The organism is Oceaniglobus roseus (genome assembly GCF_002869745.1).
Lineage (GTDB): Bacteria > Pseudomonadota > Alphaproteobacteria > Rhodobacterales > Rhodobacteraceae > Oceaniglobus > Oceaniglobus roseus.
On the sequence record NZ_PNOS01000002.1, the window covers coordinates 1 to 22,798 of the forward strand.

Genomic DNA, 22,798 nt, shown 5'->3' on the forward strand with positions numbered 1-22,798 from the left:
CCGCCTACCTGCCGCTCGACCCCGACCACCCAGACGAGCGGCTGGCCTTCATGCTGGCCGACGCCGCCCCCGCGCTCGTCGTCGCCGAGGCGGACCGCCACGCCCGCCTGTCCCGCCTCACCGACGCGCCGCTCCTCACCCCCGACCCCGACCCGACCCTCCCCGCCACGCCGCCCGCCCCCACCGCGACCCCCGACACCCTCGCCTACGTCATCTACACCTCCGGCTCCACCGGCCGACCCAAGGGCGTCATGGTCGGGCACGGGAACGTCGTGCGCCTCTTCACGGCGAGCGAGGCCGCGTTCGGCTTCGGCCCCGAAGATGTCTGGACGCTGTTCCATTCCCACGCCTTCGACTTCTCTGTCTGGGAGATCTTCGGGGCGCTCCTTCACGGCGGCACCCTGGTGATCGTGCCCTGGCTGACCTCGCGCGATCCGCGGAGCTTCCACCGCCTCCTGGTCGAGGAGCGTGTGACCATCCTGAACCAGACGCCGTCGGCCTTCCGCCAGCTGGCCGACGCCCGCCTGTCGCAGCCGGACCCGGCCCCCCTCGCCCTGCGCCGGATCGTCTTCGGGGGCGAGGCGCTGAACATCGCGACGCTGGCGCCCTGGTTCGCGGCCCACGGAACGGCGCGCCCCACACTCGTCAACATGTACGGGATCACCGAGACGACCGTGCATGTCCCCCACCTGGCGCTGGACGAAGGGACGGGGCCGGGCGCCATCGGCGACCCCCTCGCCGATCTGGCGGTGCGCGTGCTCGACGCCGGGATGAACCCGGTCCCGCCGGGGATCACGGGCGAGATGTTCGTCGCGGGGGCGGGGCTGGCGCGCGGCTACCTGAACCGGCCCGACCTGACCGCCGAGCGCTTCGTCCCCGACCCCTACGGCCCGCCGGGCAGCAGGCTCTACCGCACCGGCGACCTGGCGCAGGTCACGGCGGACGGCGGCCTTCGCTATGTCGGGCGGAGCGATGCCCAGGTGAAGGTCCGCGGCTTCCGGATCGAGACGGGCGAGGTGGAGGCCGCGATTCTCGCCGTCGAGGGCGTGGCCGAGGCCGTGGTCGACCTGCGCGACGGGCGGCTGGTCGCATGGCACCGCTCGTCCCGCAGCGACACGGACCTGCGCGAGGCGCTGGCCGCCCGCCTGCCCGGCTACATGGTCCCGGCCGCGTTCGTGGCGGTCGGGACGATCCCGCTGACGCCGAACGGCAAGGCCGATCGCGCCGCCCTGCCCGATCCGGCGCCGGAAACCGACCGTCCCTACACCGCCCCCCGGACCGCGCGGGAGACGACGCTGGCCGCGATCTGGCAGGAGGTGCTGGGACTCCCCCGCGTCGGGATCGACGACAACTTCTTCGCCATCGGCGGCGATTCCATGCGCGCGGTCACCGTCGCCGCGCGGGCACGGGACGAGGGCATTCCGCTCGGTCTCGACGACCTGTTCCGCCACCAGACCATCGCCCGGCTCCCGAGCCCCGGGGCGGAGGCGCCGCAGCGGGACACCGACCTGCCGCCCCTGCCCCCCCTGCCGCCATCCGATGTCGCCCTGCTTCCGCCGGGGATCGAAGCCGCCTGGCCGATGACGCGGCTGCAGCTCGGCATGATCTTCCATGCCGAAGCCGACCCCGACGCGGCGCTCTACCATGACGTCTTCAGCTTCCGCCTGGCGATGGCGTGGGACGAGCCGAGCTTCCGGCAGGCCCTGGCCGTCATCGCCGGGCGTCATCCGATGCTGCGGGCGGAGTTCGACCTCGCGCGGTTCTCCCGCCCGCTGCAACTGATCCACGCGCGTCTCGACCTGCCGCTGACCGTCACCGACATCTCGGCCCTGCCGCCGGAGGCGCAGTCAAGCGCCATCGCCGAGGCGATCGCCGCCGAGAAGGCCACCCCGTTCGAGATGCGAAGGCCGCCCTACCTGCGTCTCATGGTCCACCTGCGCGGGCCCGGCGATGTCCAGATCACGCTCGGCTTCCACCACGCGATCCTCGACGGCTGGAGCGTCGCGTCGTTGCAGGTCGAGCTGCTGGACACATGGGCCCGGCTCAGGGCCGGCGAGGACGCGGGGGCGGCGCCCCTGCGCTCCGATGTCTCGGCCAGCATCGCGGCCGAGCATCACGCGCTTCTCGATCCCGCCCAGTCCGCATGGTGGCAGGCGGCGCTGCGGGACCAGACCCCGTTGCAGCTTCCGAAACCGCTGGACGGCCCGGCCCCGGCCGGGCCGGTCCGGATCGCGCTCGATCCCGATGCCGCGCGCCGCCTGCGCGATCTGGCCGCCGGGATGGGGGTGCCGCTGCGCTCCGTCCTCCTTGCGGCGCATGTGCGGGTCATGGCGGTCTGGGGCGGGACGGCGGACGTGACGACGGGCCTCGTGACCCATACGAGGACCGAGATGCCCGACGCCGAGAAGGTCCTGGGCCTGTTCCTGAACACCCTCCCGCTCCGGATCGGCCTGCGCGCCGAAGGCTGGCGGGATCTCGTCCTGCGCACCTTCGAGGCCGAGAGGCAACTGACGGCGCACCGGTTCTATCCGCTGGCGCAGATCGTCGAGGACCTGGGCCACGAGGCGCCCTTCGACGTCGTCTTCAACCACATCGACTTCCACGTGCACGAGATGGTGCAGGACCGGGCGACACGGGTGCTGGAAGTCGAGGCGTTCGAGGCGACGAACTTCGCCTTCGGCGTGACCGCCGTCACGGCCGGGGGCGGGCTGGTGCTGACCTTCGCGCATGATCCGGCACGGGTCGACGGCGGCGTGGTGCGGCGCATCGCGGCGGATTATGCGCGGGCACTGGAGCGGATCGCAGAGGACCCGCAGGCCCCGGCCCGGCTGCCCCTGGACCCGGGAGAGCTGGCCGAGCAGGCGGGCTGGAATGCCACCGGCCGTGCCTTTGCCGAGGCGGGCCAGACGCTCCACGGTCTTGTCGAGGCGATGGCCGCGCGGCATCCGGGCCGCGTCGCGCTGCGCTTCGAGGGGCGGAGCCTCCGCTACGCCGCCCTCGAGGCCGAGGCGAACCGGCTGGCCCACGGGCTGATCGCGCAGGGCGCGGGCCCCGAGCGCGCCGTCGGCATCTGCACCGCGCGCGGTCCCGGCATGATCGTGGCAATCCTCGCCGTGCTGAAGGCCGGCGCCGCCTACCTGCCGCTCGACCCCGACCACCCGGACGAGCGGCTGGCCTTCATGCTGGCCGACGCCGCCCCCGCGCTCGTCGTCGCCGAGGCGGACCGCCACGCCCGCCTGTCCCGCCTCACCGACGCACCGCTCCTCACCCCCGAGCCCGACCCGGCGCTGCCCGCCACGCCGCCCCCGCCCACCGCCACGCCGGGCAGCCTCGCCTATGTCATCTACACCTCCGGCTCCACGGGAAAGCCGAAGGGCGTCATGGTCGGGCACCGCGCCATCGTGAACCGGATGCTCTGGCAGAGGGAAGCGCTGGCGATCGCCCCGGCCGACCGGATCGTGCAGAAGACGCCCTGCGGCTTCGATGTCTCGGTCAGCGAGATCTTCCTGCCGCTGATCGCCGGGGCGGCGCTGGTCATCGCACGGCCCGGCGGTCACCTGGACGTCGGCTACCTCTCCGGCCTGGTCCGCGCCGAGGGCGTCACCGTGGCGCATTTCGTGCCGCCGATGCTGGACACCGCGCTGGCCCTCGCCGATCCCGCCGATCTTGCCGGTCTGCGCGTCGTCATGTGTTCGGGCCAGGCGCTTGCGCGGTCCACGCAGGACCGCCTCGAACGCATCCTGCCGGGCATCGCGCTGCACAACCTCTACGGCCCGACCGAGGCCGCGGTCGACGTGACGCACTGGCCCTGCCACGCCGACGATCCGCGCACCGGGCCGGGCGTGCCGATCGGGCGGCCGATCGACAACGTCGCGATCTACATCCTCGACGACGCGCTTAACCCGGTGCCGCTGGGGGTGGCCGGGCACCTCTACATCGGCGGCGTCGCCCTGGCGCGCGGCTACCTGAACCGGCCCGACCTGACGGCGGAGGCCTTCGTGCCGGATCCGTTCGGGCCACCCGGCGCGCGGATGTACCGCTCGGGCGACCGGGCGCGGTATCTGCCGAACGGCGCGATCGACTACCTCGGCCGTAGCGACGACCAGATCAAGGTGCGCGGAGTCCGCATCGAACCGGGCGAGATCGAGGCCGCGATCCGCGCCTGCGGGATCGCCGAGACCGTCGTCATGGCGCCGCCGGACGCCAACGGCGAACCCGCGCTCACCGCCTGGCTGGTCGGCTGGAACGGCGACGCGGCGGGGCTGCGGGCCGCCCTGGCGCGGCGTCTTCCCGCCCAGCTGGTGCCGCAGCATCTCGTGACCCTGCCCGCCCTGCCGCTGACGCCGAACGGCAAGGTGGATCGCAGGGCCCTGCCCTCGCCGGACCGCCGCCCCTCCGCCGCGCAGCCGCCGCGGACCGCGACCGAGGTGGCGCTGGCGCGGCTCTGGGCCGAGCTTCTGGGGGTGGAGCAGGTGGGCCGCGACGACAACTTCTTCCGCCTCGGCGGCCATTCCCTGTCGCTGCTGCGGATGCTGGCGCGGGTCCAGCGCGATCTCGGGGTGACGGTATCGCTCCGCACCTTCATGGCGGTGCCCGACCTGGCCGGCCTCGCGATGGCCATCGACGGTATCCGCGAGATGATCGAGGCTCCGCCCGAAGGAGCCTCACCCGACAACGACACCGACAGCGAAACGGAAACCATCCTGCTATGACCATTTCGGATATCCTCCAGGACGCCCGGCAGAGCGGTGTCCGACTGTCGCTGAAGGGCGGAAGGCTGGCGCTTGACTCCAGGGGGCCGGTGCCGCCCGCGCTGCTCGACCGGATCCGGAGCGAACGCGACGCGATCGTGGCGTGGCTGGCGCAGCTGGCCGAGGACGCCCGCGCCAAGGGCGATCCGATCCTCCCCGCCCCGCCGTCCGACGCCGAACCGCTGTCCTTCTCGCAGTCGCGGCTGTGGATCATCGACCGGATGGAGACCGCGGGAGCGATGTACAACGTCCCGATCTCGGTCCGGCTGACCGGCCCCCTGGACGTCGCGGCGCTGGAGCGGGCGCTGGACGGAATCGTGGCGCGCCATGCCATCCTGCGCACGGTCTATGTCGCGACGGATGACGGCGGCGAGGCGGGCGGCGTGGTGCAGAAGGTCCTGCCGCCCGTTCCGCTGCACCTGCCGCTCACCGACCTGTCGGGCGCCGCGGACGCCGCCGGACAGCTCGACGCCGCCCGGATCGAGGAGGCGCGGACGCCCTTCGACCTTGCCACCGGGCCGGTCCTGCGGGCGCGGCTGCTGAAGATCGCGCCGACCGAGCACCACCTCCTCCTGACGCTCCACCACATCGCCACCGACGGCTGGTCCTGCGGCGTGCTTCTGGGCGAGCTTGTCGCGCTCTACGAGGGGGCCGACCTGCCGCCCCCCGCCCTGCAGTTCACCGACTTCGCCCGCTGGCAGCGCCGCACGCTGGAACGGCAGGGTCCCGCGCTTGGCGACTGGTGGGCCGAAACCCTGAAGGGCGCGCCGGAACTGCATGACCTTCCGCTCGACCGTCCCCGCTCTCCGGTTCGCGGGGTCGAGGGCGGACGGCTGGCCGGCACCGTGCCGCAGGCGACGGCGGACAGGCTGCGCGGGATGGCCAGGGACCGCGGGGTCACGCTCTTCGTGCTGCTCTATGCCGCCTACGCGGCCCTGGTCCACCGCCTGTCCGGACAGGACGATGTCGTCATCGGAACGCCTGTCGCCGGACGCCACCGCGACGAGCTGAAGCAGGTCGTCGGGTTCCTGGTCAACACGCTGCCGCTCCGGTCGCGCCTTTCGCAAGAGGAGCGCTTTTCCGATTTCCTCGCCGCCTGCGCCGAGGCGGTCGCGCAGGGCATGGCCCACCAGGACCTGCCGTTCGAGGCCATCGTGGAGCGCGTCAATCCGCGCCGCAGCCTTTCGCATGCGCCGATCGTCCAGCTGACCTTCCTGATGACACGCCCGGACGAGGGCACCGGCGGCCAGACGGTGCGCGGCGTGCGCTTCGAGCCGCGGGAAAGCCCGCTCGACACCGTCAAGTTCGAGCTGTCCCTGGGCGTGGCCGACATTCCCGGCGCGCTGCCGCTCGACTGGAACTATGCCACGGACCTGTTCGAGGACGACACCGTCGCGCGCTTCAACCGGGCCTTCCTCGCGATGCTCGACGCCATCGCCGCCGACCCGGAGCGGCGCATCGCGGACCTGCCGCTGCTGTCGGCGGCGGAGGTCGAGACGCTGCTGGCGCTCGGCACCGGGACCCCGCGCGACGACGGGCCGGCCCCCCCCGCGCCGCACCGGATGGTCGAGGCGCGGGTGGCCGAGACGCCGGACAGGACCGCGGTGATGTGGCAGGACCGGTCCTGGACCTATGCCACGCTCAACGCGCGGGCCAACCGGCTGGCGCGCCACCTGCAGGCGCTCGGCGTGTCGCCCGGCGACCGCGTCGCCCTCGCGACCGGGCGCAACCGGCACCTGATCGAGGCGATGCTGGCCACGACCAAGGCAGGGGCGGCCTATGTCCTCGTACCGGTCGACATCCCCGCGGCCCGGATCGCCGCCATCCTCGATGACAGCGGCGCGCGGGTCACGCTGACGGTCGACGCGCTGGAAGAGGTGGCGGCCCTGCCCGGCGCGATCGCCATCGACGACGACGCGCCGTGGCGAAGCCTTCCCGACACGAACCTTCCCGCGACGGCCCACGACGTCTATTCCATCGCCTATACCTCGGGCACGACCGGCCTGCCCAAGGGCATCCCGAACACCGCGCTCGGCCTGACGAACATGGTCCGCTGGCAGGTCGAGGACAACCGCCGCGGCCCGGACTGCATCCAGACGGTCCTCTCCAACCCGGGCTTCGACGCGATCCAGTGGGAGTTCTGGCCGACGCTCGGCGCGGGCGGTACCGTCGCGATCCTCGAGCAGGACGAGGTGCTGGACCCCGCGCGCATGCAGGCGGCGCTCGACCGGATCCGGCCCACCCACTTCTACGCGCCGACGGGGCTGCTGGAGGCACTGTTCGCCTCCGGGCTGAAACCGCCGACCAGCCTGCGCTACGCCTTCACCGCGGGCGACCGGCTTCAGGGCTATTGCCTGCCGCGCGACTGCGGCGTGCCGCTGGTCAACCTCTACGGCCCGACCGAGGCCTCGTGCATCACCATCGGCACGACGATCGCCCCGGACGAAGAGGCGCCGATCCCCATCGGGCGGCCCGCGCCGAACACCAACGCCTACATCCTCGATCCCGCCGGGCATCTGGTTCCGCGCGGGGCGGTCGGCGAACTGTGCCTGTCGGGACCGTTCGTCAGCCCCGGCTACCTCAACCGGCCCGAGGAGACCGCCCGGAAATTCGTCCCCAATCCCTATCCCCGGCCCGGCCACGAGACGATCTACCGGACCGGAGACCTTGCCCGCTGGCGCAGCGACGGGCGGATCCAGTGCCTGGGCCGGAACGACGCGCAGGTGAAGATCCGCGGCTTCCGGATCGAGCCGCAGGAGGTCGCGGCGGCGATCCTGGCGCAGCCCGGCGTGCGCAACGCCTTCGTCGACGTGGCCGAGGGGCCCGCCGCGCACCTCGTCGCCTATGTCGCGGCCGAGAGCGGCCGGAGTGTGCCGCCGCTGGAGGAGGCCGTCCGCGCCGCCCTCGCCCGGGCCATGCCCGCCTACATGATGCCGCAGCGCTTCGTCTGGATCGACGACCTGCCGCTGACCGATCGTGGCAAGATCGACCGGCGCGCCCTCGCCGCGCTCGCGCCCGGGGGGCCCGTCCAGGTCAATACCGCAAGCCCGCGCGACGACATCGAACACCGGCTCTACGACATCTGGACGGGCGTGCTTCTGCATCCCGACATCGGGCTGCGCGACAACTTCTTCGCCGTGGGCGGCACGTCGCTGTCCGCGATCAAGATCATGCACCGGATCAACGCGGCCTTCGGCACCGCGCTGCCCGTCACCCACATCGTCGCGCACCCCACGATCGAGGCGCTCGGGGGCGTCCTGCGGTCCGGCGGCAGGGGCGGCAAGCCGCAGAACCCCATCGTGTTCCGCAAGGGCGCGGGGGACGTGAACGTCATCTGCATCCATCCCGGCGGCGGCACCGCCTTCGCCTACCTGTCGCTCGCCCGGAAACTGCCGGACCGCTTCGGCGTCTATGGGGTGCAGTCCGTCGGCGTCCACGAAGGCGAAACGCCGCTGCCGGATATCGGCGCGATGGCCGATCACTACATCGGCCTCGTCCGCCCCCTGCTTGACCGGCCCTGCGTCATCACCGGCGCCTCGTTCGGCGGCTTCGTCGCCTACGAGATGGTCCGGCGGCTGAAGCTCGAGGGCAACGACAACGCGACAGCCGTGGTGCTCGACGCGATGGGCTCGGACGATCCGGCGATCACCGCCGACGACAAGGTCTCGGACGCGGCCGAGTTCCGCGCGAAGCTGGTGACCTACAACGGCATGTACCCCGGCATCGACGACGCGCAGATCGAACGCTATCACCGGCTCTACAACCACAACACCCTGTGTTCCCGGCGCTGGACCTTCCGGCGGACCGATGGCCGGGTCCTGCTGGTGCAGGCGATCCGGGGCCGCGACCGGGACCAGCTGCGCTACCTGCGGCTGTTCTGGCAATTGCGGGCGAAGGGTGCGTTCCTGTTCAAGGTGGTGGGCGGGGACCATTCGACCACGCTCGAGGATCCGGACGTCGGCCGCGTCGCGCGGATCATCGCCGGCGTGCTGGACGGACGGCTGATGCCGCGGGAGGCGCGGTGATGGAGGGTCTGCTGTCGCTCTTCGCCGCACAGGTCGCGCGTGCCCCCGACCATCCCGCCATCCACGGCGGGCCGGATTACCGCGGGCTCGACCGCGACAGCGACCGCATGGCGCGCGCGCTCGTCGCCGGGGGCGTCGGGCCGGGCACGGTCGTGGCCCTGCGGATGGACCGGTCGCCCCGGCTGATCGCGGCGCTTCTGGCGGTGCTGAAGGCCGGCGGCACCGCCTTCATGGCCGGCACGTCCCAGCCCGCCCCGCGCCTTGCCGACATGCTGACCCGCAGCGGCGCGGGATACGTGCTGGGCGATGCCGGTCTGCCGCCGCTGCCCGAGGGCCCCTGGACCGTGCTCGGCGCGCTGACGGACGGCCCGGGCCCATTGCCGCGGCCGGACCCCGCCCGCCCCGCCTGCATCTTCCACACCTCCGGCACCACCGGGCGGCCCAAGCTGATGCGGATCGGCCAGGCGGGGATCATCCGCATGGCCCATCGGCCCGACTATGTGCCGATCGCGCCGACGACCCGCATCGCGCACATGGCGAACCCCGCCTTCGATGCCTTCAGCTTCGAGGTCTGGGGCGCGCTGCTGAACGGGGCGACGCTGGTCATCGTCGACCGCGACAATGCGCTGGACCCCGCGCGGCTCTCTGCGCGGCTCCGCGACAGCGGCACCGGCGGGGCGTTCCTGACCACGAGCCTCTTCAACCTGCTGGTCGACCTCGACCCCGGAACCCTGCACCGGCTCGACTGGATCGTGGCGGGCGGCGAGGCAGCGAGTCCCACCCACGTCCACCGCCTTTTCGCGGCCCGGCCGGACAGCGGCCTGCTGCTGGTGAACGGTTACGGGCCGACCGAGTGCACGACCTTCGCCGTCTGCCACCGGATGCGCGCCGCCGAATGGGCGGGCGCGGACCACCCCCCGCGCGTGCCCATCGGCACGCCGCTGCGCGACACGCCGGTCGTCCTCTTGTCCGGCGACGCTCCTGCGGCCGAGGGCGACTGGGGCGAGATCCTGATCGGCGGCAGCGGCGTCAGCGACGGCTATCTCGGGCAGCCCGACGAGACCGCCGCGCGGTTCGTGACGCTGCCGGGCCACGGCGACGCGCGGTTCTACCGCACCGGCGACCTGGGGCGCTGGCGCGACGGCGTGCTCGAATGCGGCGGGCGGCGCGACCGGCAGGTCAAGCTGCGCGGCCACCGGATCGAGCTGGCCGAGGTCGAGGCGCGGCTCCTGTCCCATCCCGGCGTCGCGCAGGCCGCGGCCGAGGTCGGCGCCGACGGTCGGCTACGTGCCTTCGTGGTGGGCGACGCGCGGGACGAACCCGCGCTGCGCGCGCATCTGGCGCAGGCGCTGCCGGACTACATGCTGCCGCAGGTGTTTGTATCACTGCCCTCCCTGCCGCTCACGGCGAACGGAAAGCTCGACCGCGCCGCGCTTCGCGCCCACGGGCCCGCCCCGTGGGACGGCAAGGACATGGACCCCACCCGCAGCTTCCTGCAACTTGGCGGAGATTCCCTGGCCGCCGCCCGGCTCGCGGCCGAATGGCACGCGCGGGGCAAGGCTGTCGCGATCGCCGATATCCTGTCCGACCGGCCGCTGGCCGAGGTGCTGGCGGCGGCCGGTCGCGCCGTGCCACGGCCGCGCGTGGCTCCGGGCGACCGCCATCCCGCGGCGTCCGAGCAGCAGCGCCTCTGGCTTGCCCAGCAGCTTCAGCCGCGCTCCACCGCCTACACGATCCAGCTCAGGTTCGACCTCGACGCCGCCCCCGATGCCGACCGGATGACCGCCGCGCTCGGCGTGCTGGTCGCACGGCACGGGGCACTGCGCTCGGCCTTCGTTCCGACCGAAAGCGGCCTGATGGTGGACACCCTCGCCCCCTGGCCTGTCGCACTGGAAAATCCCGTCGACGAGGAAAGCTTCTTCGCGCGGCCCTTCGACCTTGCCGAGGGGCGGTTGCTGCGTGCCGGGCTGATCGGATCGACCCTGCTTGTCGCCTGTCACCATGTCACCGTCGACGGCGCCTCGCTGAACCTTCTCCTGGCCGATCTCGCGGCGCTCTACCGGGGCGAGACGCCGCCCCCACCGGGCAGTTACGCGCCCTATCCCGCGTTGCAGGCAGAGCTTTTCGAAAGCGCCGATTACCGGGCCCGCCGCGGCAGGCGCGCCCGACACGTCGCAAGCCTGCCCGTGCCCCTGGCCGACCAGACGTACCTGCCCGCCCCGGGATCGGGGCGCATCCGTCACGCCCTGGTTCCGCGCCCGGTGCTGGACGCGCTGGGCGACCTCGCGCGCGCAGGGAGGCGGCCGCTGTTTCCGGTCCTCCTTGGCATCTACGCACTGACGCTCTGGCGGTCGGGCCACGGCACCCGCCTCTCGGTCGGCGTGCCGGTCGGGCTGCGTCCGCCGGGCTTCGACGACACGGTCGGCATGTTCGTGAACACCCAGCTCTGCCGCTTCGAGATCGACCCGGACTCGACGCTCGACACCTGGCTCGCGGAGGCGGAGGCCGAGGCCGCCCGGATGCGCAACGAACACGACGTGGCCTTCGAGCACATCCTCGCCGATCTGCGCGAGGCGGGCCAGCACGGACTGCCGTTCGAGACGATGTTCGTCCTCGAGAACACCGACTACCGGCTGCCGGGCCTCTCTGCCACCTTCCGCCACCCCGAGCGCGTCGATCCGCGCTTCCCCCTGACGCTGTTCGCGACGGTCACGCCGGAGGGCCTGAGGTGCGAGGTCGAACACGACCTGGCGCAGTTCCCCGAGAATGAGGCCGCGACGCTGGCCAAACTCTTCGTCGCCACGGCATCGGACGTGGCCACCGGGGCGACCACCCTGTCGGACCTCCGGCCCCAGCCCGACCTGCTGCGCCGCATCGACCGCCACGTCAGGGAGACCCCCGACGCGCCCGCCGTCCTCTGCGGGGCCGAGACGGTCAGCTTCGCGGCGCTCGACCGGAAGGCGGCTGCCCTCGCCTCGGCCCTGCGCGCCCGGGGCGCCGGGCCGGGCGACCACATCGGGCTTGCCCTGCCTCCCTCGTTCGGGATGCTGGCGGGGCTCCTGGCGATCCTGCGGATCGGGGCGGCCTATGTGCCGCTCGACCCGGACGATCCGGCGGCCCGTCTTGCCCGCCTTGCCACGAATGCCGGGATCAGGCTGGCGGTCGGCGACGGCCGCGCGGCGCTCCCGCCCGAGGTGGGCGTCCTGCTCCCCGACGGCCATGCCGGCACCTGCCCGCTCCCGCTGCACGATCCCGATGCGACGGCCTATCTCATCCATACCTCCGGCTCCTCCGGGGACCCGAAGGCGGTCAGGGTTCCGCATCGCGCGCTCTCGAACTACCTCGACCACGTCTGCGCGGCCTATCTCGGCGACACCGGCCGGTCGGGCGGCCTGTCGGGCGGCCTGTCGGGCGGCGTGGTCAGCACCGCGCTCGGCTTCGACGCGACGGTGACGAGCCTTCTTGGACCCCTCTGCATGGGCCTGCCCGCCCGGCTTCTGCGGAAGGGCGACATCGAGGCGCTGGCGGCCGAGGCCCTGGCCGACGCGCCGCGGCTGTTCAAGCTGACGCCCGCCCAGCTTGGCGCGATGCTCGCCTATCTCGGCGACCGCCAGGGCACGGCGCCGCATCTCCTGGTGGTCGGCGGCGAACAGCTGCCCACCGCGCTGGTCCGCGCAACGCTGAAGGCCCTGCCACGCGCCCGGATCGTCAACGAATACGGCCCGACCGAGGCGACCGTCGGTTGCACGACCGCCTGGGCGGGCGGTCCGCACGGCGTGCCCGACTGGCGCGGCGCAATGCCCATCGGGCGGCCCATCCGGGGCGCGCGGATCATCCTTCTGAACCCCGACGGCACCCGTACCCGGCCCGGCGAGACCGGAGAGGTCACGATCCTCGGCACCGGTCTCGCCGCCGGGTATCTCGGCGGCGGCGATGGCGCGGCCGCGCGCTTCGCGCCGTTCGAGGGTGTGCCGGCCTACCGCACCGGGGACCTCGCCCTGCGCCTTCCGGACGGAGAGCTGGTCTATCGCGGGCGGGCCGACGACCAGCTCAAGCTCAACGGCTATCGCATCGAGCCCGGCGAGATCGAGGCGGCGATGCTGGCCGTCGCAGGCGTGAGCTCCGCGGCGGTGGCAGGGACGGACCAGCTCGTCGCCTTCTACACCGGCACGGCCGGGGTCGACCGGGTGACGGCGGCGCTGGCCGAGGCGCTGCCGCGGCACATGCGCCCGACCCGCTGCATCCGGACGCAGTCCCTGCCCCTGACCGCGAACGGCAAGATCGACCGCAAGGCGCTGCTTGCCGGGCTCCCAGGTCCGGGCGTCCAGCCGCCTGCGGCCAGCCCGGCGACAGCGCATGCGGTGGCGGACGAGACGGCAGGCGGCACCGCGGGCGAGACGGCGACGCTGGACGCCCTCTCGGCGATCTTCGAGGAGGTGCTGGGATACCGGATCTCCCCGGATCAGCACTTCTTCGACGCCGGTGCGGGCTCTCTCGCGTTGATGAAGGTGCATGCGGCCCTGCGACGCGGGGTTGCACCGGCGCTGGAGCTGGTCGACCTCTTCCGCCTGCCGACGCTTTCGCAACTGACCGCCCACATCGCGCCCGGCGCCGACGACGTGGGCCGGTCCGGCCCGCAGCCGGACACGGCGGCCGCCGACACCGCCATCGCCATCGTCGGCATGGCCGTGGACCTGCCGGGGGCGCCCGACCTCGCGGCCTTCTGGGACATGATCCGCACCGGGGCCTCGGCGATCAGGGTCGGCCCACCGGCACCGGACGGGCGCATCAACGCCGTCTCGGCCCTGACGGGACCCACCGATTTCGACCCCGAGGCGTTCGGCATCACCCATCGCGATGCCCGCCTGATGGACCCGCAGCAGCGCCACCTGATGATGGGGACCGCGCAGGCGCTGGATCACGCGGGGCTCGACCCCGCGCGCCTGCGCATCGGGCTGATCGCGGGCAGCAGCGAGAACACCTATCACCGCGCGCTGGTCAGGCACGGCGCGGGCGACCTGTCGGACTATGCGCTCGCCACGCTGCACGAGAAGGATTTCCTCGTCACCCGGATTGCCCACCACCTGAACCTGCGGGGCCCGGCGCTGACCGTCCAGACGGCCTGCTCCAGCTCGCTCGTCGCCGTGCACCAGGCGTGCCGGCTGCTGCGCGCGGGCGAGGCGGACGCCATCGTCGCGGGCGGGGTCTGCATCGATCTGGGCACGCTCGACGGCTATGCCTACCGCGAGGGGCACATCTTCTCGGCCGACGGGCGCTGCGCGCCGTTCTCGGCCGATGCCTCGGGGACGGTGCCCGCGAACGGCTGGGGTCTGGTCGTGCTGCGCCCGCTGGCCGCGGCGCTGGCCGCGGGCGACCGGGTGATGGCGGTCGTCGCGGGGTCCGCCGTCAACAACGACGGCGCGAACAAGGTCGGCTTCACCGCCCCGTCCGAGGACGGCCAGGCGGCGGTGATCGCCGAGGCGCTGGCGCGGGCCGGTATCGCGCCCGCGGACCTCGGCTATGTCGAGGCGCACGGCACCGCGACGGCGCTCGGCGATCCGATCGAGGTCGCGGCGCTGGCGCGCGCCTGCACGGGCGAGGCGCCCGGCGCCATCGCCCTCGGCTCGGTCAAGAGCCAGATCGGCCATCTTGGCGCGGGGGCCGGGGTGGCCGGGCTGATCCGCGCGGTGCTGGGCCTTCACCACGGCACCCTGCCGCCGACACCCGGCTTCGACGCACCGAGCCCCGCGATCGACTTCGGCGCCGTGCCCTTCGCGGTCCACGTCCAGGCCCGGCCCTGGCCCGCCGGACGCCCTTTCTGCGGCGTGTCGAGTTTCGGCATGGGGGGCACCAACGCACACGTCGTCCTGGCCCCGCCGCCCGCCGCGCCCGCACCGTCGTCCGTGGCGACACCCGTGCTTCTCCTGGCCGAGCGCAGCGCCGAGCTGCTCCGCCGCCGCGCCGCGGCTCTTGCCGAGCGGATCGAGGCGGGCAGCAGCCTTGCCGGGCTCGCCGCCGCGCTGAGGCGCGCCGCACGCGACCTGCCCTTCCGTGCGGCGGTGCCCTGCGGCGACCCGGACGAGACCGCGGCCCTCCTCAGGTCGGTCACGCCGCGCGCGGCCGTCATCCACCGGGGCGCGGCCCCGCAACGCGCCGCCGACCTGGCCGAGGCGTGGTGCAGCGGCCTTTCGGCCAGCGACCTGCCGCCCCCCGGCAGCATGCCACCCGCCTGGGACCTGCCGCCGCGCCCCTTCGACCGCCGGCCGTTCCTCCATCCCTCGGTCGCGGGCGGTCCTAAGGCCCCCGCCGCATCGGACATGACCCGACTGCTGCCCGCCGACTGGTACAGCGTGCCGGTCTGGCACCGCATCCATCCCGACCGGGCGACGCCACGGCCGAGGATCGGTCCGCGCGACCTGAATAGCGGGACGCTGCCGCCGGACGCCGACCTCGTCGTGCCGGTCGGCACCGACTGGCCCGCGACGCTCCTTCCCCTGCTGGCGCGCCACGGGGCCGCGCTGAACCGCGCCCGCATCCGGCTCTGCGTGGTCGCGGCCGGGGGGCCGGGGCCGGAGGGGCCGGGCGCATCAGGGCTTGCGATGCTCGGGGGATATCTGCGCGCGGTCGCCGCCGAACTGCCGGGCCTTTCGCCGCGCCTGATCTCGACCGACGGCGACGCCGGCGCGCTTCCCGATGTCGCGGACGAGGGCTTCGTCCAGCTTGCGCTGCGCGGCGGCCGCCTCTGGCGATGCCGGACGGCGCCCGCCGCGCCGCCCGATGTTGCGGCCTTCGCCATCCGCGCGGGCCGATACCTCATCACCGGCGGGAGCGGCGGCATCGCGCAGGCGCTGGCCCGTCGCATCCTCGCGGTGCCCGGCACCGAGGTCATCCTCGTATCCCGCAGCGGCGCGGGCGTGCCCGGCGCACAGGCGATCGCGGCGGACGTCACCGACCCCGGGGCCATGGCGCGACTGGCCGGATCGCTTGGCGACCGGCCGCTTGCCGGTATCGTCCATGCCGCGGGAGTGCCCGGCGGCAGCAGCGCCCAGCTGCTGACAGAGGCGCGGCTTCGCGAAACCCTTGCGCCGAAACAGCAGGGCACCCTTGCCGTGCTGGAACATCTCGCGCCCCTGACCGAGGATTTCATCCTGCTCTGCTCTTCGCTCTCCGCCGTCGTCGGCGTGGCGGGCCAGCCCGACTACGGCGCGGCCAATGCCGCCCTCGACGCCTGCGCCCAGGCCCATGCGGGGCCCGGCCCGCGCGTCATCTCGGTCAACTGGCCCGCCTGGCGCGGAACGGGGATGTCGGCGCGGCTGGCCGAGACCGGCGGGCGCATGGCCGACGCCGCGCGCGCCCTCGACGCCGGGGCGCTGTCCGAGGAGGAGGCCTGGGGCGCCTTCCGCCACGCGCTCGCACTGGGTCTGCCGCAGGTAATCGTCTCGCCGCTGCCGCTCGGGGCGCTGGCGCGGCCCGCTCCGCCCCCCGTCGCCCCGCGGGACAGTTCGATCGCAGAGCTCTTCGCGCAGATGCTGGGTCAGGCGGAAGTCGATCCGCAGGCTTCCTTCTACGACCTGGGCGGGGACTCCCTGCTGGGGCTCGACCTTCTGGAGGCGCTGTCCACGCGCGGCATCGACCTGCCGGCCTCGACCCTGTCGGGGGACTTCAGCATCCGGACGCTCGAAGCGCTGCTGGACGCCGCGCCGTCGCCGACCGGTCCCGTGGTCAGCCTGCGCGACGGGATCGGCCCGCCCATCGTGCTCGTGCATCCCATCGGCGGCGACGTCGCCTCCTACCGCGTGCTGGCGCAACGGCTGGCGCCGGGCCGCCCGGTGCTGGGCCTGCAGGATCCGGGCCTCCTCGACCCCGAGGCGCCGCCCGCCGACATCGAGCGGCGGGCGCGCGACTGCCTCGCCCTGGTCGACGGGCCGATGTCGCTGGCGGGCTGGTCCTTCGGCGCCTGCATCGCCTTCACCATGGCGCAGATCGACCCGGAGCGGATCCTCGACCTCGTCCTCATCGACCCGCCCGCGCCGGGCGCGTCCGCCGGGGAGCCGACCCGGGCGACCGACTTCGTGGCCGAGGTCGCGCACCGCACGATGCTGGGGGTGCTGCCCACCGAGGCGCCGCGAAGCCACCCCTATTTCGAGGGCCTGAGCCGGGCCTGGGAGCGCAACACCGGCGCGCTCGCCCGCTGGCGGCCGGAGCCCGGGGTACGGGTGCCGACGCGGCTGTTCGTGGCCGAGGCCCATCCCGGCGCCGCAGCCCGCCTGGCCGACTGGCAGGCGCTTTGCCCGCAGGCGGTCGTCGCCACGGTCCGCGCCGACCATTTCGGCATCCTCCAGCCGCCGGCGGTGGAGGCTGTCGCGCGGGCGATCGGGGCGGCGCGCACGTCGCAGAGGGTCGCGGGATGACGGATTTCCAGTCCTTCAACGCGGCACCGGACATGGACGCGGCCGAGATCGACCGGGTGAACGCCGCGTTCTACGGCCGCTTCAACTATCCCTGGCCGCCCATGGTCATGCCGGCACTGGACGACCCCGCCTTCATGCCGCGATTCACCTGCCAGGAGGTGGGCGACTTCTCCCACGGCCGCGTGCCGCAGGATGCGACGATCTGGGTCGCCGGCTGCGGCACCAACCAGGCGGTCCTGACCGCGCTGCGCTTTCCGGGCGCGCGGGTGATCGGCACCGACATCTCGCCCCGGTCGCTTGCGGTCGCGCAGTCCAGCGCCGAGCAGATCGGGCTCACCAACCTGACGCTGGAGGAAGCCAGCCTGAACTCCCCGCACCACCGGGGGGCCTTCGACATGGTGATCTGCACCGGCGTGATCCACCACACGGCCGATCCGCAGGCGGCCCTGGGCGCGCTGGCCGGAGCGCTGAAGCCCCGCGGCGTGCTCGAACTCATGGTCTACAACTACTACCACCGGACCCAGACGACCGCCTACCAGAAGGCGATCCGCCTGCTGACGGGGGCCACCGGGCGCGGCGGGCTCCTGGAAGCCGGGCTGGAGATGACGGCCGAGCTGATCGCGGCGGACGGGCTGCCGGGCAGCATGGCCCCATTCCTTGCCGCGCAACGCGACCTGCCCGAGGCCGCCGTCGCGGACTCGCTTTTGCAGCCGGTCGAATACAGCTATACCGTCGAGACCCTGGCCGCGCTCTGCAAGAAGGCGGGCCTTGCGCTTCTGCAACCCTGCATCAACCAGTTCGACCGCCTGTCGCAGCGCTTCAGCTGGGACCCGCCGCTGCCTGCGGGCCCGGTGGCGCGGGCGTTCGACGCGTTGGACGACGTCGCCCGGTGGCAGGTCGCCAACCTCCTGATGCTGGAAACCTCGCCGATGCTCTGGTTCTACGCCGGCTCCGAAGCCGGACCGTCGCGCGCCGAGATCAACGCTGACTTCCTGACCCGGCGATTCCGCCGCGCCTCGGCCCCCCTTGGCCGGTTCCAGCGCAATGCCGAGGGGCGCTACGAACGGTCCGACAGCCGTGCGACCCTGCCCCAGCCGGGCGATCCGACGGATGCCGCGGCCCGCGCGGTCCACGCCGCCTGCGACGGCACCCGCCCGATGGGCGAGATCGTCGCGCAGCTGGGCCTAGCCACCGATCCGGCCAGCCTGACCCGTCTGCGGGTCTTGCTGACCACCCCCGCTTTCCCCTACCTGCTGGCGACATGATCGAGGGCGAACTGATCACGCGGAATCCTTTCGGCCTGCCGTCCCTCGCCTGGCGCGAAGGCAGGTTCAGCCGCCGTGACGCCACCACCATGACCCACGACGGCGATCCCTCTGGCCCGGTGACGGTCACGCTTCCGCCCGACCTTCTGGCGGCCGTGCCGAAACGGCGCAGCGAGTTCCTGGCCGGGCGCATCTGCGCGGCCCTGGCCCTGCGCGAGGCCGGCCTGCCCGAGACCGTGACCCGCGCGGGCCGCGCGCCGATCTGGCCCGCGGGCGCCGCCGGGTCGATAAGCCATACCGACACCCGCGTCGTCGCCGCCGTCTCGCGCGATCTCGCGGGGCTCGGCGTCGATTGCGAGGACATCATGAGCGAGCGACAGGCGCACGAGCTTCGGGCGATGATCGTGACCCCCGCCGAAGCCGCGCAGCGACCCGCCGCCCTGCCCTTCCCCGCCTTCCTGACTCTGGTCTTCTCGGCGAAGGAGGCGCTCTACAAGGCGCTGTCGCACCGGCTGGACAGGATCCTGGAGTTCCACGACGTCACCGTGACGGGCCTGTCCCCCGACCGGCTGCACCTGTCGCAGGGCGGCCTGCCCTACGACGCGCTCTACCGGCTGGACGGGGCCGGGTGCCTGACGCTTGTCCGGGTGCCGCGATGATCGCGCTGATCCGGCATCTCTTCCGGGCCGAGCCGCGGCGCGCGCTCTGGGCGATCCTTCTGGGCGTCGGCAGCGGGGCCAGCGCCGCGGCGATGGCCATCGTCGTCAGCCGGGCGCTCCAGACCGACGACCGCACGATCTGGATGGCGGTCCTGTTCTTCGCCGCGACGGTGGGGCATGCCGCGCTGCGGGTGATGTCGGGCACGCAGCTGATCCGGCTGACCCAGAGCATCGCGCTCGCCCTTCGCATCCGGCTGGGCCACCGAGTGCTGGCCACGCCGCAGCACCGGCTTCGGGCCATCGGCCGGCAGCCGCTCCTCACGATCCAGACCCGGGACGTCGATGCCTTTTCCGGGTCGGTCCAGCTGATCCCGCTGATCATCGGCAATCTCCTGATGATGCTGGGATGTTTCGCCTACATGGCGATCGAGAACTGGCGGATCTGCGCGGCGGTGCTCGCCTGCCTGGTGATCGGGGCGGCCGCCTTCCGCCTGGCCGAACGCGGCCCGCTGATCCGCCTCGCGCAGCTACGCGCCGATATCGACACGCTCTACATCCACCAGCGCGCGGTGATCGAGGGGGCCAAGGAACTGCAACTGAACCAGCAGCGCGGAAAGGCCTTCGTCGACCGCGTGCTCGGCCCCGCCGCCGGGGCCGTGGCCCGCGAGTACGTCGCGGCGACCTCGGCCTACATCTGGGTCACGAACATCGGCAACAGCCTGTTCTACCTGGTGATCGGGGTCGTCCTCTTCGGCCTGTCCGGCGTGTCCTCGACCGACCTGCTGCCGGTGGTCCTGCTGATCCTCTACCTCGTCAAGCCGGTGTCCGAAGTCCTGATCGCCCTGCCGCCGCTGCGCCAGGCCGGTGTCGCGCTCGACCGGATCGAGCAGCTTGGCGCGGATCTCGCCGACGTGGCAGACGCCGCGCCGGCCCGCCCGCTCGATCCGCAGCGCATCGCACTCGAAGGCGTCACCCACAGCTATACCTCGGAGGCCGAGGACGGCGAGTTCACCCTCGGCCCCCTCGACCTGACCGTCTCGCGCGGCGAGATCCTGTTCCTGGTCGGCGGCAACGGCAGCGGCAAGACGACGCTCGCGATGCTGTTGTGCGGGCTCTTCACACCCGACCGGGGACGGATCACCGCCGACCGTCTTTCGATCTCGCCCGAAACACTCGGCGCCTACCGTGGCGCGTTCTCGGCCGTGTTCTCGGACTTCCACCTGTTCGAGCATCTGCCCGGCAGCGACGATCCCGCGATGGAGGAGCACGCGCGCGACCTGATCCGCCGCTTCCGGATGGATCACAAGGTGAGCGTGGCGGAGGGCCGGCTGTCGACCACCGACCTCTCGAGCGGGCAGCGCAAGCGGCTGGCGCTGGTGGCGGCCTACCTGGAGGACCGGCCGTTCTACCTGTTCGACGAATGGGCCGCCGATCAGGACCCGGCGTTCAAGGACGTCTTCTATCGCACCCTGCTGCCGGACCTGAAGGCGCGCGGCAAGGGCGTGATCGTCATCACCCATGACGACGCCTACTTCGACACCGCGGACCGGGTGGTGAAACTGGCCGAGGGCCGGGTCCTGGGGGAGGCGGCGTGACCCGGGACTGGCTCCAGACCGTGAGGAAGCCCGGCGCGCGCACGCGCCTCTACGTGTTTCCCTATGCGGGCGGCAACCCGGCCGCGTTCCTGCCGTGGTCGGCGGGGCTCGGGCCGGATGTCGAGCTGTCCGTCGTGCACCTGCCGGGGCGCGGATGGCGCCACGGGGAACCCGCCCTGACCGACATGCGCGAGGCGGCGATGTCGATCGCCGCCGCGATCGCCGCCGACGGGGCGGCACGCCCGGCCTTCTTCGGCCATTCGATGGGCGCGGTGCTGATGCTGGAGGTGGCGCGGATCGCCACCCTCATGCACCTGCGCCTGCCCGAGGTCATGGTCGCCTCCGGCTGCCGCTGGCCGGGAATGCTGGAGCCCGAGCCGCTTCACGATCTGCCCGATCCGGAGCTTGTCGCCCGGCTGGGCGAGATGGGCGGGACGCCCGCCGAGATCCTCGCCGATCCCGAGATCATGGCCATCGCGCTGCCCTCCCTGCGCAGCGACTTCGAGATGCTGCACCGCTACCGCTTCCGCCCCGGCATCGCGCTTCGCCCGCCGCTCCATGTCTTCGCCGGCCGCGCGGACCCGCATGTCGGGGCCGAGCATCTGGAGGGCTGGCTGCGCGAGACCCGGTCGCCGGGGAAGGTGCACTGGTTCGACGGCGGACATTTCTTCCTCCACGGGGAGCAGGCGCAATTCCTTGCCGCGCTGCGGGGGGTGCTGGCATGAGCAACCTGGCCGCTCTGGCCGCGGAGGCGCGCGGGGCGGGCGACCGGCTGCTGCATGCCCGTCGCCTGGCGGGATCGGGAGCGATGGCGGAGGCCCGGCGGCTGAACGCCATCGTCACCCCGGCACCGGGGGCGCCCGAGGGGCCCGACGGTCCGCTCTTCGGCGTTCCCGTGACGGTCAAGGATGCCTTCGAGACAGCCGGGCTCAGGACGACGGCAAGCCACCCGCCGCTTTCCGGTCACGTCCCGCAAACCGACGCCGCGATGGTCACCCGGCTGCGCGACACCGGGGCGGTCCTGATCGGAAAGACGAACCTGGCCGAGCTCTGCGGCGACATCCAGACCCGCAGCCCCATCTTCGGAGACACGCCGAACCCGTGGGACGAGACGCGCACCGCCGGGGGCAGCGGGGGCGGCGGTGCGGTCGCGGTCGCCCTCGGGGCATCGCGGCTGGACCTCGGCAGCGACCTGGGCGGATCGGTCAGGATCCCCGCGGCCTTCACCGGGGTCTGCGCGCTCAAGACATCGAAGGACCTGTGGCCCCTCGGCGGACACATTCCGCCCCTTCCGGGCGGCACGCCCGCGCCGTTCCAGGCGCTCGGGCTGACGGCGCGGGATATTGCCGACCTTTCGCAGGGCTTCGCCGCCCTTTCCGGGGGCCCCGTGCCCACGCCCGCCGCCGCGCCGCTCGGGCTGGCGATGCTGGCGGACTTCGGCCTGCCGCTCTGCCCGAGGACCGAGGCCGCGCTTGCCCTGGCGCGCGACCGGCTGGAACGGGCGGGGCACGGGGTGTCGCGGGCCGAGGGGATCGACGTCCCCGCCGCCCTCGCCTCCTACGGGGCGACGCTGGGTGCGCCCTCGGCACCGCATGTCAGACCGTGGCAGCGTCCCCTCCTGCGCGGTCTCGCCGCGGGTGCGCCGCACCGGACGATCCGCGCCGCGATGCTGCGGGCCATGGCGGACGGCGACACGGCCCATGCGGAGAGCAGCCTTCGGGCCGTCACAGCGCAGCTCGACGCCGTGCTGGCGGATCGCGACGCGCTGATCTGCCCGGTCACGCCGACCGCCGCCTTCGTCCATGCCCCGCCGCCGCGCCTGCCCCTTGCCTCGCGCCGCATCGCCTCCGGCGACAAGTCGCTTCCCTACCTCGAGGGCTCGATCGGCTGCTGCGTCCTCGCGTCCCTCACCGGGTGTCCCGCGGTCGTGCTGCCGATCGACGTGGTCGACGGGCTGCCCGTGGGGCTGCAGATCATCGCCCGCGCGGGGGCCGAGCGCCGCCTGCTGGCCATTGCCGCGGCGGTCGAGGCGGCCTTCGCGCCGCATCGCCCCGCCCCTTACTTGACGCTCGCCGAACGCGGCGCGACATAG

8 protein-coding genes are annotated in these 22,798 nt (G+C 73.2%); all 8 read left to right on the forward strand.

Annotated elements, in window-relative coordinates:
• A partial coding sequence (locus A7B20_RS01845) for a non-ribosomal peptide synthetase (RefSeq protein WP_157937577.1) occupies positions 1-4,712 on the forward strand: 4,712 nt, incomplete at its 5' end.
• The gene (locus tag A7B20_RS01850) at positions 4,709-8,776 is read left to right on the forward strand and encodes a non-ribosomal peptide synthetase (RefSeq protein ID WP_102106854.1); all 4,068 of its coding nucleotides are present in this window, start codon (positions 4,709-4,711) and stop codon (positions 8,774-8,776) included. The genes A7B20_RS01845 and A7B20_RS01850, both read left to right, overlap by 4 nt.
• Complete coding sequence (locus tag A7B20_RS01855; RefSeq protein WP_102106855.1) at positions 8,776-17,187, forward strand: SDR family NAD(P)-dependent oxidoreductase; 8,412 nt, start codon at positions 8,776-8,778, stop codon at positions 17,185-17,187. The genes A7B20_RS01850 and A7B20_RS01855 overlap by 1 nt, the downstream gene beginning before the upstream one ends.
• A complete protein-coding gene (locus A7B20_RS01860) occupies positions 17,184-18,452 on the forward strand; it encodes a class I SAM-dependent methyltransferase (protein WP_102106856.1) in 1,269 nt (422 codons plus the stop codon). The genes A7B20_RS01855 and A7B20_RS01860 overlap by 4 nt, the downstream gene beginning before the upstream one ends.
• Complete coding sequence (locus A7B20_RS01865) at positions 18,449-19,111, forward strand: 4'-phosphopantetheinyl transferase family protein (protein ID WP_102106857.1); 663 nt, start codon at positions 18,449-18,451, stop codon at positions 19,109-19,111. The genes A7B20_RS01860 and A7B20_RS01865 overlap by 4 nt, the downstream gene beginning before the upstream one ends.
• Positions 19,108-20,706: a cyclic peptide export ABC transporter gene (locus tag A7B20_RS01870; RefSeq protein ID WP_102106858.1), complete on the forward strand. Its 1,599-nt coding sequence runs from the start codon at positions 19,108-19,110 to the stop codon at positions 20,704-20,706. Before A7B20_RS01865 ends, A7B20_RS01870 begins: the two co-directional genes overlap by 4 nt.
• Positions 20,703-21,431, forward strand: a complete 729-nt coding sequence (locus tag A7B20_RS01875) for a thioesterase II family protein (protein ID WP_102106859.1) — start codon at positions 20,703-20,705, stop codon at positions 21,429-21,431. Before A7B20_RS01870 ends, A7B20_RS01875 begins: the two co-directional genes overlap by 4 nt.
• Complete coding sequence (locus A7B20_RS01880; protein ID WP_102106860.1) at positions 21,428-22,798, forward strand: amidase; 1,371 nt, start codon at positions 21,428-21,430, stop codon at positions 22,796-22,798. The genes A7B20_RS01875 and A7B20_RS01880 overlap by 4 nt, the downstream gene beginning before the upstream one ends.

Bases quoted from the DNA above. Each gene is read 5' to 3' on its own strand.
- A7B20_RS01850 (WP_102106854.1), top strand. From the start codon at position 4,709: ATGACCATTTCGGATATCCTCCAGGACGCCCGGCAGAGCGGTGTCCGA.
- A7B20_RS01855 (WP_102106855.1), top strand. From the start codon at position 8,776: ATGGAGGGTCTGCTGTCGCTCTTCGCCGCACAGGTCGCGCGTGCCCCC.
- A7B20_RS01860 (WP_102106856.1), top strand. From the start codon at position 17,184: ATGACGGATTTCCAGTCCTTCAACGCGGCACCGGACATGGACGCGGCC.
- A7B20_RS01865 (WP_102106857.1), top strand. From the start codon at position 18,449: ATGATCGAGGGCGAACTGATCACGCGGAATCCTTTCGGCCTGCCGTCC.
- A7B20_RS01870 (WP_102106858.1), top strand. From the start codon at position 19,108: ATGATCGCGCTGATCCGGCATCTCTTCCGGGCCGAGCCGCGGCGCGCG.
- A7B20_RS01880 (WP_102106860.1), top strand. From the start codon at position 21,428: ATGAGCAACCTGGCCGCTCTGGCCGCGGAGGCGCGCGGGGCGGGCGAC.